We start from the raw sequence: 15,997 nt of genomic DNA on the forward strand, positions 1-15,997 counted from the left end.
GGAGGGTTCGGATGCGGACATGCCACGTTACCGCGTACGGTCTAGTCGATACATCGCGCAGTTCGGCTGCAGGTGCAGTTAAAGGGGTAAACGGCCAAGGGACCTCGGTGGTTCCCGAAGACCCCGGTCCGGGTTACTCCAAGTGGTCACAATCATGGCATGTTCCGCCTATCGTGAGCGACGACACAACACCGCGGTGCGAGCGACGGGCACGGAGACGGTAGCTTGCGTAAACAGATAAAGGCCCCGCGAGCACCGTAAACCCAACCTCGTAGTGCGAGCGACGTGCCCGGAGGAGGCAGCGAAGCGTAACCACGCAAGGGCACCGTGAGTACTGCAAATCGAACCCGCAGTGCGGATGCCCGAGGAGGCAGCGAAGCATAAACCACGTAGGGCACCGCGAGTACTGCAAATCGAACAGAGCGCAGGGGGTATGGACATAGTTGAGCTACGGACACCCACAGCGATAGTGCGTCACGGGCGCGGGCGGTTGATCGTCCTGCGGCCTGGCTCCGATGGCGAGCGGGTGCTCGACGTCCCGATCTCGGACCTGCTGAAGGTCCGGCTGAATCGACGCGCCGACGACGCCGTTGTCATCGAGATATACCTGAGATATCCGACTCCCGTGCTGACCGGTGTGCCCGCCGACCGCACCCCGTTGCCCGTGCTGATCGCCGAGCACGACGTTCCGGCCGCGACCGAGATCGTCGACCGGATCAACAGCCAGATCCTGGCCACCCAGCGCATCGACGTGGCCGCCCCCGACCTGAACCCACCCGCTCCGACCTGGGGCAAATCCGGCCCGACCCGGGCCGATGTGGACCGTGCCGTGCGCCGGATGGCGCCGCACAAGGAAGCGAAACCGGCCATCGCCGCGCTGCACCGATACGTCACGCCCGACGAATACGTGCTGGAAACCGCGATCGCCGTCGCGCGGCCGCCCGCGGGCACCGGTCCCGGCCTGCTCGCCGCGACCACCGGGCGGCTGCTGTTCATCTCGATCGGCACGGGCGACCGCTACGCGCACGAACTGCCCATCCCGGCCGTGCTGTGGGCCCGCAACACCGACGGCACCCCGGCCATGGCGGGCGAGATCGGGGCGCCCCGCAGCGAGACCGGCATGGACGTGCACGACGGGAACATCACCCTGCACTTCACCGGCAACGACCGCGCCGACACCGAACGGGTCACGCTCGCGGTGAATTTCGCGGTCCGCCGCGACTCCGCCGACGGCGGCGCCGGCCCGGCCGATCCCGGTGTGGCCCAGCTGTATTCGGAGTGGGAGCTGCTGGTCGAGCGGCACTCGCTCGGTATGGTCGACGACGCTCAGTTCCAGCGCTACGGCCGCGGCATCCTGCGTTCCCTGCCGGATGGCGGCTAGCTCAGCGGAAGAGCTAGCCGCGCGGTCGGCTCAGGCCTGTACCACCGGCGGCACGGTCAGGCTGATCCGCCGCCACGGGCTGGTCGGCCGCATCCACAGCCGCAGCAGTTCCATCCGGCGGTCGACGCCACCGTTCTTCAGCTCGGCGAGGTCCTCGCACGCCTGCCAGTAGGTCCAGCCGGTCAGGTAGGCGTCGCCGAACTGCCGCCAGTTGCGGTACTTGGCCTGCGCGATGGGCAGGGCCCGGGCCAGGTAGTCCCAGGCCAGGTCGGCGTCGAGGTATCCGGCGGTGAAGGCCATCCGCGCGACCGCGACCACCCGGGCCAGGTCCCACGCGTGGATGTCGCTGGGCAACGGCCGGGCCAGATGATCGGTGAAGCCGATCTTGATCGCCTGCGACCAGATGTCGTAGTCGCGGACCAGGGCCTCCGGATTGTCCATCCCGCGGAACGACCCGACCTGCCGCAGGAACGCCCGGTGCCGATCGGCGCGCTCGCCGAACCGGTCTCGCTCGCTGGCGTTGATCGAGGCCATCACCAGCGGGTGGACCAGCGCGTACAACGGCGCGTGCATGCCGTCGAGTAGCTGCTCCATCGAGGCCTGCGCCTCGGTCGCGTCGGTGATGCCCCAGGCGCCGGTGAGCGTGTCGATGGCGAGCTCGCGGCGGTCGCCGAGTGGATGCTCGCGCTCCGGGCCGAGCAGCAGCGCGTCGTGGAAGGCGTCCCAGCGCGCGGAGTAGAAGGCGCCGAGCGCGAGGGCGCGCAGTTCGTCGTCGGCGACCGCCGCGCCGGACCAGTGGTCCTCTTCGCGCTGATCCAGTTCCTCGTACGGGAAGGTTGTCAACGTGGGTACACCGCGGGCAGGCATGACCTCGATTGTTCACCATAGATCTTGGAAGAGCCTGTGTAATGGGACGAATTCTGCGTGTCCCCGCAGGCGCGGCGGGGTTCGGAGTTTTTCTTGCCCTGCCGCATACCCCGCCGGAGAGCTACTGTGCTCGCATGAGTAGTAACATCACCCTCCTTCGCGGCCTGGAGCCTGCCCCGACCGAGCAGGAAATCTATGCTGCCGCACTGCAGTACGTGCGCACGGTCGGTGGTGTGTCCGGCCTGAGCTCCACGACCAAGGCCGCGGTCGACAAGGCCGTCACGGCCATCGCCGCGGCCACCACCCAGCTACTCGCGGATCTACCCGATCGCCCGGTCGCGGCCGGGTCCGACTGATCGCTCGCGCGCCGGTTCAGGGCAGCGCGTCCACCCCGTAGGCGGCGACGCAGGCCAGCGCGACCTCCAGCGGCAGGCTGCGCTGCTCGATCGGATGACCGAGCAGTTCCTCGATTCGCTGGATCCGGTAGCGCACCGTGTTCTTGTGCACCCCAAGCAGTTTGGCCGTGGCCTCCGGGCTGCGATGGCTCTTCAGATAGGCGTGCAACGTCTCGCGCAACCGCGCCGCGTTCGGGTCCGAGCCGGACAGTGTGCGCAATTCCCGGCCGATCAGGCCGCGCATGGCCGCGTCGTCCGCGCCGGCCAGGTAGGCGATCTCCACCTCGCGATAGCCGATGACCCGCGTCGTCGTGGCCGCACCGCGTTCGGCCACGTGCCGCGCCGCGACCGCCTCGCGATGGCTCTGCCGGAATCCGCCGACCTGTCCGGCGGGCACGCCGAAGGCGATCCGGACCGGTGATTCGACCAGCCCCGCGGTGATCCGTGCCAACGCGCCGGACTCCTGCTCGATCCGGGTCACGTCGGCACTCGGCAGATCGTCCAGCCCGGCCCACGCCCACATGCCGCTCGACCCGGACGCGACGGTGAGCAGCCTGCCGGTGCCGAGTTCGGCCGCCACCCGGGTCGCGACCCGCTCGAGCTGGCCGATCACCTCGCCGTCGCCGCCGCCGGATTCGCTCTCGTCGGTCCACAGCACGAACGCGAGGTGCCGCTGGCCGAGCCGGTAGCCGAGCCGCGCCGAGGCCTGGTCCAGGTCGAGTTCGTCCCCGGCCAGCAGCGCGCGAATCGTCTCGGTGCGCCGGTTCAGCGCGGCCCGCAGCACCCGCTCCCGTTCCTGCATGTAGGTGTCGGTGAGCAATTCGACCGACAGGCTGACCCATTTCGTCGCCCGCTCGAACAGCCGCAGCATCACCGCCCGCTCGATTTCCTGTGGGGCGGGGCGCTGGTCGATGGTGTCGGTCATGTAGTCGAGCACGGCCTCCATGCCGACGTGATAGGTCCGCAACAGCAGGCGCAACTCGAAGCCGCGCCGGGCGATGGTCCGCGCGAACGCGTGCGCCTCTTCGGGCAGCGCGTATTCGAAGGTGTCGCTGGTGATTCCGCTGAGCATCACCCGCGCGTGCGCACGGGTGCTGGCGGCCAGGTCGCGGCGCATGTCCCGGTCGGCGAGCTCCGGGACGCGGGCGATGATCGCGTTGTCGAGCCGGTCCACGATCTGCTCGAGCTGCTCGGTGCGCATGGTCTCGTAGACGTACTCGGCCAGCCAGTCGCGGACCACTTCGCTGCCGGGTCCGATCCGTTCCGGTGGTGCAGCCCGCACAGCTCCTCCGTTTTGTACTTCGAGAACAAAATAGGGCGAATCCGTTGACCTGAAGAGCCAAGAAAGTCGCAGGTCATTGTGTCACGATCATAGTTCAGTGGTCTGATTCACAACAGTCAGCCATGCGGTTCACAGCACAACGTCAGTGGGAGAACAGCGTGACCAATACCGACCCGGCGCCCGCCGCGGCAAAGAAGGCACCCGCACGGAAGACGGCCGCGAAGAAGGCAAGCGCACCAGTCGCCACGCCGGCCGGCCAGGAGCTGGTCGCCGACGCCCCCGCGGTGCTCGAGGTGCGCAACCCCGCCACCGGCACGCTGGTCGGCACGGTGCCCGTGGCCGGCCCGGACGAGGTCGCCGCCAAGGTCCGCGAACTGCGGCTGTTCCAGCCGGAGTGGGAGGCCATCGGCCCGGACGGACGCAAGGAATGGCTGCTGAAGTTCCAGGACTGGCTGATCGACAACACCGACACCCTGGCCGACGTGGTGCAGTCCGAGACCGGGAAGCCGCGGGTCGACTCGCTCATCGATCCCGCCTTCGCGACCGACCTGGTCGGTTACTACGCCCGCCGCGCCGCCAAGTTCCTCGCCGACGACCACCCGTCCCCGCACAGCCCGCTCGCCCGGGTGAAGAAGCTGACCACGGCGTACCGGCCGTACCCGGTAGTCGGCGTGATCACCCCGTGGAACTTCCCGCTGGCCATGCCCGCGCTGGACGTGATCCCCGCGCTGGCCGCCGGCGCCGCGGTGCTGCTGAAGCCGTCCGAGGTGACCCCGCTGTCCGCGCTCGAAATGGCAAGGGGCTGGGCCGAGATCGGCGCTCCGCCGGTGTTCGCCGTGGTCACCGGCGCGGGCGCGACCGGCGGCGCGGTGGTCGAACACGCCGACTACATCCAGTTCACCGGCTCGACCGCGACCGGCCGCAAGATCGCCGTGGCCTGCGCCGAGCGGATGGTCCCGTACAGCCTGGAACTCGGCGGCAAGGATCCGGCCATCGTGCTGGCCGACGCCGATCTGGACCGGGCCGCGCACGGCATCGCGTTCGGCGGCATGTTCAACTCCGGCCAGGTGTGCATCTCGGTGGAGCGGGTCTACGTCGAGGCGCCGGTCTACGACGAGTTCGTGGCCAAGCTGACCGCGAACGTCAAGGCGTTGCGTCAGGGCATCGACGGCCGCGAGTCCAAGCACGATGTCGGCGCGCTGGCCAACGAGAACCAGACCGGCATCGTGCAGCGGCACGTCGACGAGGCCGTCGCGGCCGGGGCGCGGGTGCTCACCGGCGGCAAGCGGGCCGGGTTCGGCACCGCGTTCGAGCCGACCGTGCTGGTCGACGTCGACCACACCATGTCCTGCATAACCGAGGAGACCTTCGGGCCGACGCTGCCGGTGATGAAGGTGGCCGACGAGGCGGAAGCCGTTCGGCTGGCCAATGATTCGATCTACGGCTTGTCCGCATCGGTGTGGACCGGCGACAAGGACCGCGGCGAGCGGGTCGCCCGGCAGCTGAACGCGGGCGCGGTGAACATCAACGACGTCTTCAGCAACCTGTTCAACTTCGCGCTGCCGATGGGCGGCTGGGGCCAGTCCGGCGTCGGCGCGCGCTGGGGCGGCGCGAACGGTGTGCGCAAGTACTGCAGGCAGCAGGCGATTACCGCGCCGATGCTGCCGACCCAGGACAAGGAGCTGTTCTGGTACCCGTACTCGATGCCGAAGCTGCTCTTCGCGCTCGGCGCCATGCGCGCCGCCGGCGCCCGCGGCCTGCGCCGCATCGACCTGCCCGCCGTTTTGAAACTCAAGGGAGACAACAAATGACGGACACTTCGACGATTCGCGGCAAGGTCGTCGTCATCACCGGCGGCGCCCGCGGCATCGGCCTGGCTACCGCCACCGCGCTGCACGCGCTCGGCGCGAAGATCGCCATCGGCGACATCGACGAGGCCACGGTCAAGGAGTCCGGTACCGCCCGCGGCTTCGAGCTCTACGGCAAGCTCGACGTCACCGACGCGGCCTCGTTCGAGAGCTTCCTCGACGAGGTCGAGCGCACGGTCGGCCCGATCGACGTGCTGGTCAACAACGCGGGCATCATGCCGACCGGCAAGCTGGTCGACGAGCCGGATCAGATCACCCGGCGCATCCTCGACATCAATGTCTACGGTGTAATTCTCGGCTCCAAGCTCGGCCTGGCCCGGATGCTGCCGCGCAAGCGCGGGCACGTCATCAACATCGCCTCGCTGGCCGGCGAGACGCACATCCCCGGCCTGGCTACCTACAACGCGAGCAAGCACGCGGTGCTCGGCTTCACCGACACGCTGCGCGAGGAGTACCGCGATTCCGGCGTGCGGTTCTCCTCGGTGCTGCCCACGCTGACCAACACCGAACTCGGTGCCGGCGTCACCGCGCCGAAACTGCTGCGCCCGGCCGAGCCGGAGGAGATCGCGGACGCGATCGTCGGGCTGATCGTCGCGCCGAAGTCGAAGGTCAGGGTGACCGCGGTCGCGGGGATCATCTCGCAGGTGGTCGGGCTGCTGCCGGATGTGGTCGGCGACGGCATCGCGAGGGCGCTCGGCGCGGGCCACGCGTTCCTCGACGACGTCGACGTGGACAAGCGCAAGGCGTACGAGGATCGGGCGCGCAGCGTCTAGATCGGTGTCGCACGGCGGGCGCTGCGGTCGGGGATTCGTCCCGGCCGCAGCGCCCTTTTGCGTGACCCGTGAGTAGCCGGGAAGCGATCCAAACAGCAATACAAACCAAATTGTGACGAAAATCACTATTCCATCGGGAAATGACCGCAGGTCGACCATAAGCGGCCCTCCAGCGGACGACCGGCAATCGAAGATGCCGCCGATTTCAGCGCGGCTTAACGCTCGCCGGCGAGCATCATTGCTGGTCAAGCGCCCAAGTCAACCAGGCCGCCCCGAGCGGCGGTCGCATGCCGAAGATTCGCGGAGTCGATGGTGCATCCCACCATCACAAGCAATATGCTGTCCCTAACAAACCTGTAGAACGTTTTGGTACCCGTATCCGAACTTTCTGGCCTGATAAGGCTGGAAATTCAGGACTGATTCTGATAGCAAGGGGCTATGGACCCGCATTTGCGCGACCTGCGGTATTTCGTCGCCGTCGCTGAGGAACTGCACTTCACCAACGCCGCTCAACGGCTGCACATCGCTCAACCCACCCTGTCGCGTCAGATCCGGCAGCTGGAACGCCAGCTCGACGTGGTCCTGTTCGACCGCAACCAGCGCAGCGTCGCCCTGACCGTGGCTGGCAAGGAACTGCTCGAGGGCGCCCGCAAGATCCTGGAGCTGTGGGAGGTCACCAACGTCTCCCTGCAGGAGGCGGGCGAGGTGCTGCGCGTCGGCATCCAATCCGCGCTCGGCCGTGGGTTGTTGAACGATCTGGAAAGCGCGAGCGGTCACCGGCTCGCGCTGCACGCGGCCTCGTGGACCGACCCGTCCAGCGGCCTGTCCGGCCGGCAGGCGGACCTGTCGCTGGTGTGGCTGCCGCTGCCCGACCCGAACCGCTACCGCTGGCAGGTGCTGCGCACCGAGCCGCGCTGGGTGCTGCTGCCGGAGAACCATCCGCTGGCCGATCGGGAGATCATCGAGTTCGCCGACCTGCTGGACGAGCCGTTCATCGCGCTGCCCACCGAAGCCGGTGCGGTGCGCGACTTCTGGCTCGGCAACGACGCGCGCAACGGCCGCCAGCCGAAGATCGGCGCCGAGGCGGCGACCCCCGAGGACAAACTGGAGGCGGTCAGCCTCGGCCTCGGTGTCTGCCTGCTCGCCGAGAACAATGTGCCGATGTACCGCTGGCCCGGTCTCACCGCGCGACCGGTGGCCGGCCTCGCGCCGTGCGAACTGGCCGTCGCGTGGCGGGCCGACGACCAGCGCCCGACCATCCTCGAATTCGCCGGGCGCGCGGTGAACGGCGGATTCGCCGAGCAGCAGCCGCAACCCGCCATCAGCGCCTGATCAGTTGATGGTGCGCCGCCACGGGTGCAGGGTTTCCAGTTGCGCGGACAACCGCAGCAGGCTGGATTCACTCCCCGGCGGACCGGCGAGCTGCGCCGCCACCGGCGTCCCGACATCGGGATGCATGCCCATCGGGATGGACGCGGCGGGCCAGCCGACCAGGTTCCACAGCGGGGTGAACGGGGAAAACCGGGCGGTGGCAAGCACATTCGCCAACCAGCCCCGGTGATGCCAGGCCCGCGCCTTGGGCGGCGGGCAGGCGAGCGTGGGGGTGATCACCACGTCGAAGCGTTCGAAGTATTCGAGCAGGCGTGCCTCGACCCGATCGATCTGGGCCGGTCGCACCAGGCGTAGTCGCTGCACCAGGCGGCCGAGCGCGAGGTGGCGGCGGGTGCGCGGTTGCAGGCGGTCGGGGTGCGGTAGCGCGGCGGCGTCCCGGGCGCCAACGGCCAGCCAGCGCAAGCAGATCCACAACATCGCGTCGCCGTAGGGCAAGGCGGTCGGCTCGACCAGATGACCTGCCGCGGCGGCGACCGAGGCCGCGGTGCGCGCGGCATTGGTCCAGTGCCGGTCGACCGGGAAACAGCGGAGCGGCGAAGCCACGGCTAGGCCGATGCGTAGTCGGCCGGGCGGCTCCACCTCGGCTAGGTCCGGCCGGGCGGCCAGCACCGATAGCGCGAGCGCCGCGTCGCCGACTGTCGTTGCGAGCACACCGTTTTCGAGCATGCCCGACCACGAGTCGACGCCGATCTCCGCGGGCACCGTGTAGCGACCCGGCTTGATGCCGTACACCCCGCAGCAGGCCGCGGGCACCCGGATCGAACCGAGCCCGTCGTTGCCGTGCGCGATCGGCACCAGCCCGGCGGCGACCGCCGCGGCCGCGCCACCGGACGAGCCACCCGCGCTGCGCGCGACATTCCACGGATTGCCGGTGATCCGCTCGGGCGTATCGGTGGTCCCCCACAGCCCGAGTTCCGGCACCGTGGTGAGGCCGACAACCACCGCGCCCGCGGCGCGCAACCTGCGCACCACCGGGTGATCGTCGGCGACCGGGCGGGCGTCGGTGGCCGCCGAGCCGGAGCGCATGGTCTCGCCCGCCACCGCGATGTTGTGCTTGATCGCGATCGGCACCCCGGCCAGTGGCAGCACGTCGAGATCGCGCTGCTCCAGCGCGGCCGCCTCGGCTCTGGCCTTCTCGGTACGAATGACGCTGAACGCGTTGGTGTTCCGGTGCTCGGCCACGATCCGGGCCATGGTCGTCTCGACCACCTCCGTCGCGGTCAGCGAACCCTCGCGCACGCCCGCCGCGATGGTCGCGGCGGGACCGCGCGCACTGTCCTTGTCGGCGGAATCGGCGGGGATTTGGTCGTTCGCGCCCAGCGGACTATCTTGAGCGGGCGCACTCGCTTCGGTGTTCGATCGAACAGGTGGCGCGACGACTATCTCCGCGTCCGCCACCACCGTGGCCTTGATCTGCATGTGCTGGTCGTCCCCCGTCGCATCGTTGTCGAATTCGGGTGATCGCTCTCAAGCCGCAAGTTATCATTCCGAATACTGCTCGGGGGACGATGGCGTCGGGTGTGGCGGAAATTCTCCGCGACATCCACCGACCGACCAGTGCGGATTCTTGGGTATCCGCCGAAGCCACTAGGTCCGAGAATGAGTGCCGACTCCGATAGAAGTTCCGAATCCACCACGAGTTTCGACCCGAGTGCTGGTTTCGGCCACCACCCGCCGCGGGCCGAATTCAGCGTTGTCGCCGCCTTCTCCGCCGCCTGGGAAGACGCCGCCGGCGAATCCGCGGGCCCGCCCGAGATCGCCGAGTTCCTGCCCGACGCGCACACCCTGCGCACCGAGGCGCTGCTCGAGTTGATCCGCGTCGACCTGCGCCATCGCTGGCTGCGCCGGACCGTGCTCGGCGCGCACCCGGCGGGCCAGGACACCCGGAAACGGCTCGCCGAATACTGCGCCGAGTTTCCCGAACTTCAGCCGGGAAGTATCCCCGCCGGGCTGGTGTACGAGGAGTTCGTCATCCGCAGGCACAGCGGCGAACGCGTCGATCCGCGCGAATGTCTGCGTGAATATCCACATCAGGCGAGCGAACTGCGCGCACTGCTGAACGCCGACGATGTCGATCAGAGCACCCGCAGGGCGGCGCTCGAGGATTCCACGCTGACCGCGCTCGCGCGCACCAGAGCGGCCTTCGTGGATAACGAATTGAACCAAACCGCCGAGTCGACTCGTAGTGCAGAAGTGACCCGAGCGACCACAACCGATCTGACGGGAACGGCGACAGCCATTCCCACCACGATCGGCACCGGGCCGGGCCGCCTCGACGCGCTCGACCGCATCGAAATCGGCCAGCGGATCGATGATTTCGATCTGCTCACCGGCCTGGGCAGCGGCGCCTTCGCGCGCGTCTTCCTGGCCCGGCAGCGCTCGCTGCAACGGCTCGTCGCGGTCAAGATCTCCACCGACCACGGCACCGAACCGCAGACCCTGGCCCAGCTCGACCACGACTACATCGTGCGAGTCTTCGACCAGCGCGTGCTCGACGACGGCGCCGCGGCCGCGCGCCGGCTGCGGCTGCTCTACATGCAGTTCCTGCCCGGCGGCACGCTGCTCGGCGTGCTGCGCTGGGTGCGCGCCACCCCGCCCGCCGAACGCAGCGGCCAGCTGCTGCTCGACGCCGTCGACGCGGCGATGGAGGAGAAGGGCGAGATCCGGCCGACGGATTCCAGCGTGCGCGCCGAGATCGCCGCGCTCAGCTGGCCGGAAACCGTGGCCTGGCTGGGCCGCAGGCTGGCCGAGGCGCTGGACTACGCGTCGGCGCACGGCGTGCTGCACCGCGACGTGAAGCCGGCCAACGTGCTGCTGACCGCCGAGGCGGTGCCGAAGCTGGCCGACTTCAACATCAGCTTCAGCCGCAATGTCGAGGGCACCAGTCCGGTGTCCTATTTCGGCGGCTCGCTGGCGTACATGTCGCCGGAGCAGCTGGAGGCCTGTCATCCCGGATTCGGCCGCAGCGCCGCCGATCTGGACACCCGCGCCGATATCTATTCGCTCGGGGTCGTGCTGTGGGAACTGCTCACCGGGGCCAAACCGTTCGACGACAGCACCGCCGGCGCCGACGACCACGGTGACGACACCACCCTGGAGGCCATGCTGGAGCGGCGCAGCTCCGGCGTGGATGCCGCGGCGCTGGAACGGGTTCCGGCCGATTGCCCGGCGGCGCTGCGCCGGGTGCTGCTGAGCTGCCTGGCGCCGGAGCGGGCGAACCGGTGGGCGAACGGCTCGGTGCTGGCCAGGCAGTTGGAGCTGTGCCTGGACCCGCGCGCCCGCGAGCTCGTCGATCCCGCGCCGGCCAGTTGGCGGCTGCGCCTGCGGCCGTGGCTGGTGCTGGTCACGCTGCTGTCGGTCGGACTGCCGAATGTGCTTGCCTCGCTGTACAACATCCAGCACAACCAGCACCTGATCATCAGCAGGCTGAACGAGGACGCCCAGCACAGCTTCGTGGTGATCACCGGAGTGGTGAACGCGGTGTTCTTCCCGGCGGGCATCGCGATCGTGGTGTACATGTCGCGGTCGCTGCTGACGGTGCCGCGCGGGCTGCGCAAGGGGCGGCGATACGACCCGGAGACGCTGCGCCATGCCCGGCGCGACGCGCTGCTGCTCGGGGATCGCGCTGTGGCCGTTGCGTTTTCGCTGTGGGTGCTATCCGGTATTACTTTCCCCCTCACCTTGCAATTGGTGACCGGCGACCTGCCCGCGCGGGCGATCGTGCACTTCCTCGCGTCCCTGGTGGTGTGCGGGGCGATCGCGGTGGCGTATCCGTTCTTCCTGCTGACGTTTTACATGGTGCGCTGCATCTATCCGCTGTTCCTGCGGCACGGCGACATCAGTCCCGAGGACGCGGTCTGGTTGCGCGGCCTGGACCGGCGGTGCAACGGATACCTGGCGGTCGCGGCGTCGGTGCCGCTGCTCGCGGTGGCGGGCGTGACCTTCCTGCCGCCGACCGATATTCCGTTGGTGATCTTCGCGGTCCGGGTGCTGTGCGCGGGCGGCATCCTCGCGTTCGTCGGCTCCTACCTGCTGTTCCGTGCGCTCGAGGCCGATCTGCGCGCACTGGAGCGCGTCGTCGCGCCGGACTCGGCCGGACCGAATACCGTTGCGGCGGTGTCCGAATTCGACCAGACCGAGACCGCCGTGGAGACCCGCACGTGAGCTCCCCGCGCGCCGATGCCGTCGCGCGATTCGCCGCGGAGTGGCACCGCCGCCTGCGGGCCGACTCGTTCACCCCGCCGCGCCTGGCGGATTACGTGCCCGATGGCGCCCAGGTGCGGCTCGCGGTGCTGGCCGATCTGCTGCGCATCGATCTGCGCGAGCGGTGGGCCATGGCCGCCGGGCTCGGTAAGCGGATTGCCGAGTACCGCAAGGAGTTTCCGGAGGTCGAGCACAGTCCCGAGCTGGCCGACCTGCTGTGCGAAGAGTTCCTCGCGCGCCGCCGCCATGCCCCGCTGCCCATCGAGGAGTTCGTCGCCGAGTATCCCGACCTCGCCGACGAGGTGCGGGACCGCCTCGCCGCGTTCGGCATCGAGGACAGCACCGCCGACTTCGGCACCGCGGAATCGACCGAAGCCATTGCCGCACTGGCCGATCTGGCGCCCGGCCGGCAGATCGACGACTTCGACCTGATCACCGATCTCGGCACAGGGGTGCTCGGCCGCGTCTTCCTGGCCAGGCAGCGGTCCATGCAACGGCTTGTCGCGGTGCGCTTTTCGGCGGGGCGGGCGAGCGCGCCGCACACCATGGCGCAGCTCGATCACGCGCACATCGTCCGCGTCTTCGATCAGCGACTGCTGAGCACCGGCCCGGCCGACGACGCCGATTTCGACGAGCCGTTCGACCGGGAGACAGACGATACCGTCCGTGCCGCCGGCGAAAGACCGGGGCGGTCCCGCCCTCGACCGGCCGGCTTCCGCAGCATGGAGCGGACGATCCCGGACGATGCCACAGCCGCCGCGCCCCGCGACGTGGATTCCGACGCCACCGCGCGCGCCGACAACCCGCCGGCCGACGTCGGCGACACCACCGTCGCGCGACCGCTCGACGCCGACGGCACCCTCGAGCAGACGGTCGCCAGCCCACGCACCCGCAGCACGGACTTCCCGCGACCTACCAGAGTCGAACTGCCGGCCCGCGTTTCGGGCGGCACGGCCGCCGGGCTCGGGCACTCGCTACTCGGTGCCGCCGCGCCGCGTCTGGTCTACATGCAGTACCTGCCCGGCGGCACCGCGCTCGGCGTCCTCGACCAGCGCCGCACCGGACCCGAATCCGACGGCGGCGCGCTGCTGCTGCGGGCCATCGATGCGGCGATGGAGGCGAAAGGCGAGATCCGACCGTCGGATTCGAGCGTGCGGTCCGAGATCGCCACGCTCAGCTGGCCGGAGACGGTGGCCTGGGTCGGCAGGCGACTGGCCGACGCACTGGATTACGCGGAGCGCCAGGGGGTCCTGCATCACGACCTGAAACCCGCGAACGTGCTGTTCACCGCAGAGGGAATTCCCAAGCTGGCCGATTTCGCGTTGAGCGAGTCGGGTCCGCGCCCGGCCGCGGTGAATCCGGCTCAGCTCGAAGCCGATTCGCTGCCGTATCGATCGCCGGAGCAGCTGGCCCGGCTCCTCGACCCGGCCGGGCCCGCGCCGGGCACCCGCAGTGACATCTACTCGCTGGGCGTATTCCTGTGGGAAATGCTCACGGGCGCAAACCCGTTCGACGACGCCCGATCGGCGGGCGAGGCACCGGCCGAGACCTATGCGCGCATGCTCGCCGTTCGCCGCGCCGGCGTACCGGAAGCCGCGCTCGCCCAGCTGCCCGCGGACACCCCGGCAGCGCTGCGCCGAGTCCTCCTCGACTGCCTGCACGCCGACCCGAAACGCCGCTGGCGCAACGGCGCCGAGCTGGCCGGGCAGCTCGACCTCTGCCTCGACGCGCGCGCCCGCAACCTGGCCGATCCGCCGCCGGCCAGCCTGGCCCACCGGGCCCGCGGCTGGCTGATCCCGTTCGCGGCCCTGTGCATCGGCGTGCCGAACATGCTCGCGAGCTGGTACAACATCCAGCTGAACCAGTCCCTGATCATCGACCGGATGTCGGCCGGCGACCAGGCCAAGTTCGCCACGGTCGGATTGGTCAACAATCTGATCGCCTTCCCGGTCGCGGCCGTACTGCTGATCTTCCTCACCCGCCGGCCGCTGACCATAGGCTTCCGCCTGGCTCGCGGCCGCGAGTATTCCGCGCGCACGCTGGCCAAGGCCCGCCGCGACACCCTGCTGATGGGCGACTGGGCGGTGTTGGTGCCCTTCGGTTTCTGGCTCGCCGCCGGCGTGATCTGGCCGCTCGGGCTGGCTTTCACCGGCGTCGACCTGCCGCCGAGGACCTTCCTGCATTTCTTTGCGGCACAGGTGGTTTGCGCCGCCATCGCGCTCGCCTATCCGTTCTTCCCGATCATGGTCTACGCGGTCCGCTCGATCTATCCACAGTTGCTGGTGCGCGGTGGCATCGGGCCGGGCGACGAGCGCCAGCTGCGAAACCTGGCCCGGCGCGGCAACTTCTACCTCGGCGTCGCGGCGTCGGTGCCGCTGCTCGGGGTGGCGGGCGCGACCTTCGTCGACGCCGGCGATCTGGAGTTGGTGATCGTTCCGGTGCGCTTGCTCAGCGTGGGTGGCATTCTGGCTTTCGTGGTTACCTACCGGTTGTTCCGCTGGCTAGAGGCCGACCTGCTGGCGCTCGCGCGGGCCATCCCGCAGCGGAAGCGATGACCTCGCCGCGCCCGCTCGGGCGGCTGGTGAGCCTGTCGCACGTGCATGATCCGGCGACCACGCCGCTGTATCCGGACGATCCGGAGTTCCGCGTCGACATCGTCGCGACGGTCGCCAACGACGGCTACTACCTGCGCTACATCCAGCAGGGCGAGCACACCGGAACCCATTGGGGCGCACCGATCCACTTCCATTCCGACGGCCTGGCCGCCGACGAGCTCGACCTGGACGATCTGCTGCTGCCCGCGGTGAAGATCGATGTCCGCGAACCGTGCGCCCGCGACCGGGATTACGCGATCACCGTCGCCGACCTGAAGCTGTGGGAGGGACGGCACGGCCGCATCCCGAACGGCGCGGCGGTGATCGCCTGGACCGGCTGGGATGCGAAGTGGGGCACACCGGAATTCATCGGCACGGCCGAATCCGCCGACCATCAACCGGGTTTCGCGGTGGAGACCATCGAGTGGCTGCTGCGCACCGGCCGGCTCGGCCACCGCGGCGCGCTCGGCATCGACACCTTCGGTCCCGACCTGGGCACCGACCAGACGTACGCGGTCTCCAGGCTGCTCTACGGCGAGCACCGGATCAGCCTGGAATGCCTGGCCAATCTGGCCGCGATCCCCGCGACCGGCGCCTGGATCCTGGTCGGCAGCCCGCTCTACCGCGGCGCCTCAGGCTCCCCCGCAACGATTTTCGGCATCCTGCCGGATCGCTAGGAGTAGACCTTCGGGTCCAGGGTGCCGATGTAGGGCAGGTCGCGGTAGCGCTCGGCGTAGTCGAGGCCGTAGCCGACGACGAATTCGTTCGGGATGTCGAAGCCGACATGCGCGACGTCGACGTGGGTGCGCAGCGCGTCCGGCTTCCGCAGCAACGTGACCACCTCGAGCGAGGCGGGGTTGCGGGTGGACAGGTTGCGCTTGAGCCAGGACAGGGTCAGGCCCGAATCGATGATGTCCTCGACGATCAGCACATTGCGCCCGGCAATGTCCTTGTCCAGGTCCTTCATGATGCGGACCACGCCGGAGGAGGAGGTGGACGACCCGTACGACGAGACGGCCATGAACTCCATCTGGGTCGGGATCGACAACGCCTTGGCCAGGTCGGTCATGAAGAAGATCGCACCCTTGAGCACTCCGACCAGCAGCAGGTCGCCCTCGGGGGCGTCGGCGGGATAGCGCTTGGCGATGAGCTCGGCGAGCTCCTTCGTCTTCGCGGCGATCTCTTCCTGGGTGATCAGAACAGACGCGATGTCGTCCCCGTACACGTCAGCTGTTCCCTTCT

The 15,997-nt window shown here is 69.1% G+C and carries 12 protein-coding genes; 8 read left to right on the top strand and 4 right to left on the bottom strand.

The features are described from left to right. Positions 1–526: 526 nt before the first annotated feature. The gene (locus ACFYO1_RS40485; protein ID WP_387243835.1) at positions 527–1,381 is read left to right on the top strand and encodes a hypothetical protein; all 855 of its coding nucleotides are present in this window, start codon (positions 527–529) and stop codon (positions 1,379–1,381) included. Between the two features lie 30 nt (positions 1,382–1,411). Here ACFYO1_RS40485 and ACFYO1_RS40490 read toward each other — a convergent pair whose 3' ends face one another. Further along, entirely contained in the window at positions 1,412–2,248 is an 837-nt protein-coding gene (locus ACFYO1_RS40490; RefSeq protein ID WP_150401012.1) for a DUF1266 domain-containing protein, read from the bottom strand. Between the two features lie 134 nt (positions 2,249–2,382). Here ACFYO1_RS40490 and ACFYO1_RS40495 point away from each other — a divergent pair, with 134 nt between their 5' ends. Then, a complete protein-coding gene (locus tag ACFYO1_RS40495) occupies positions 2,383–2,604 on the top strand; it encodes a DUF2277 domain-containing protein (RefSeq protein WP_387243838.1) in 222 nt (73 codons plus the stop codon). 16 nt (positions 2,605–2,620) lie between these two features. Here ACFYO1_RS40495 and ACFYO1_RS40500 read toward each other — a convergent pair whose 3' ends face one another. Continuing rightward, positions 2,621–3,925 carry a PucR family transcriptional regulator gene (locus tag ACFYO1_RS40500; protein ID WP_387243841.1) on the bottom strand — a complete coding sequence of 435 codons (1,305 nt, stop codon included), beginning with the start codon at positions 3,923–3,925 and terminating at the stop codon, positions 2,621–2,623. Between the two features lie 158 nt (positions 3,926–4,083). Here ACFYO1_RS40500 and ACFYO1_RS40505 point away from each other — a divergent pair, with 158 nt between their 5' ends. From ACFYO1_RS40505 to ACFYO1_RS40515, 3 genes are all read left to right on the top strand, one after another. Further along, positions 4,084–5,736, top strand: coding sequence for an aldehyde dehydrogenase family protein (locus tag ACFYO1_RS40505; protein ID WP_387243845.1), 1,653 nt, complete (start codon positions 4,084–4,086; stop codon positions 5,734–5,736). After that, positions 5,733–6,566, top strand: a complete 834-nt coding sequence (locus ACFYO1_RS40510) for an SDR family oxidoreductase (protein WP_387243848.1) — start codon at positions 5,733–5,735, stop codon at positions 6,564–6,566. Before ACFYO1_RS40505 ends, ACFYO1_RS40510 begins: the two co-directional genes overlap by 4 nt. 438 nt (positions 6,567–7,004) lie before the next feature. Continuing rightward, on the top strand, positions 7,005–7,898 hold the full coding sequence (locus tag ACFYO1_RS40515; RefSeq protein WP_387243851.1) for a LysR family transcriptional regulator: 894 nt from the start codon (positions 7,005–7,007) through the stop codon (positions 7,896–7,898). Here the strand turns inward: ACFYO1_RS40515 and ACFYO1_RS40520 are convergent, their stop codons facing one another. Further along, a complete protein-coding gene (locus tag ACFYO1_RS40520) occupies positions 7,899–9,377 on the bottom strand; it encodes an amidase (protein ID WP_387243854.1) in 1,479 nt (492 codons plus the stop codon). A 180-nt stretch (positions 9,378–9,557) separates the two neighbouring features. Here ACFYO1_RS40520 and ACFYO1_RS40525 point away from each other — a divergent pair, with 180 nt between their 5' ends. From ACFYO1_RS40525 to ACFYO1_RS40535, 3 genes are read left to right on the top strand one after another with little or no spacing between them, the layout of a single operon-like run. After that, positions 9,558–12,122, top strand: coding sequence for a serine/threonine-protein kinase (locus tag ACFYO1_RS40525; protein WP_387243857.1), 2,565 nt, complete (start codon positions 9,558–9,560; stop codon positions 12,120–12,122). After that, positions 12,119–14,716, top strand: coding sequence for a serine/threonine-protein kinase (locus ACFYO1_RS40530; protein ID WP_387243860.1), 2,598 nt, complete (start codon positions 12,119–12,121; stop codon positions 14,714–14,716). The genes ACFYO1_RS40525 and ACFYO1_RS40530 overlap by 4 nt, the downstream gene beginning before the upstream one ends. Further along, a complete protein-coding gene (locus ACFYO1_RS40535; protein WP_387243863.1) occupies positions 14,713–15,432 on the top strand; it encodes a cyclase family protein in 720 nt (239 codons plus the stop codon). Before ACFYO1_RS40530 ends, ACFYO1_RS40535 begins: the two co-directional genes overlap by 4 nt. Here the strand turns inward: ACFYO1_RS40535 and hpt are convergent. Next, on the bottom strand, positions 15,429–15,980 hold the full coding sequence (hpt, locus tag ACFYO1_RS40540) for a hypoxanthine phosphoribosyltransferase (RefSeq protein WP_150401002.1): 552 nt from the start codon (positions 15,978–15,980) through the stop codon (positions 15,429–15,431). The genes ACFYO1_RS40535 and hpt overlap by 4 nt on opposite strands. Positions 15,981–15,997 lie beyond the last annotated feature (17 nt).

This window comes from Nocardia sp. NPDC006044 (assembly GCF_042871115.1).
Taxonomy (GTDB): Bacteria; Actinomycetota; Actinomycetes; order Mycobacteriales; family Mycobacteriaceae; genus Nocardia.

Coding starts and splice junctions, on each gene's coding strand:
- ACFYO1_RS40490 (WP_150401012.1), bottom strand. CDS start 2,248: ATGCCTGCCCGCGGTGTACCCACGTTGACAACCTTCCCGTACGAGGAA.
- ACFYO1_RS40495 (WP_387243838.1), top strand. CDS start 2,383: ATGAGTAGTAACATCACCCTCCTTCGCGGCCTGGAGCCTGCCCCGACC.
- ACFYO1_RS40510 (WP_387243848.1), top strand. CDS start 5,733: ATGACGGACACTTCGACGATTCGCGGCAAGGTCGTCGTCATCACCGGC.
- ACFYO1_RS40515 (WP_387243851.1), top strand. CDS start 7,005: ATGGACCCGCATTTGCGCGACCTGCGGTATTTCGTCGCCGTCGCTGAG.
- ACFYO1_RS40520 (WP_387243854.1), bottom strand. CDS start 9,377: ATGCAGATCAAGGCCACGGTGGTGGCGGACGCGGAGATAGTCGTCGCG.
- ACFYO1_RS40525 (WP_387243857.1), top strand. CDS start 9,558: ATGAGTGCCGACTCCGATAGAAGTTCCGAATCCACCACGAGTTTCGAC.
- ACFYO1_RS40535 (WP_387243863.1), top strand. CDS start 14,713: ATGACCTCGCCGCGCCCGCTCGGGCGGCTGGTGAGCCTGTCGCACGTG.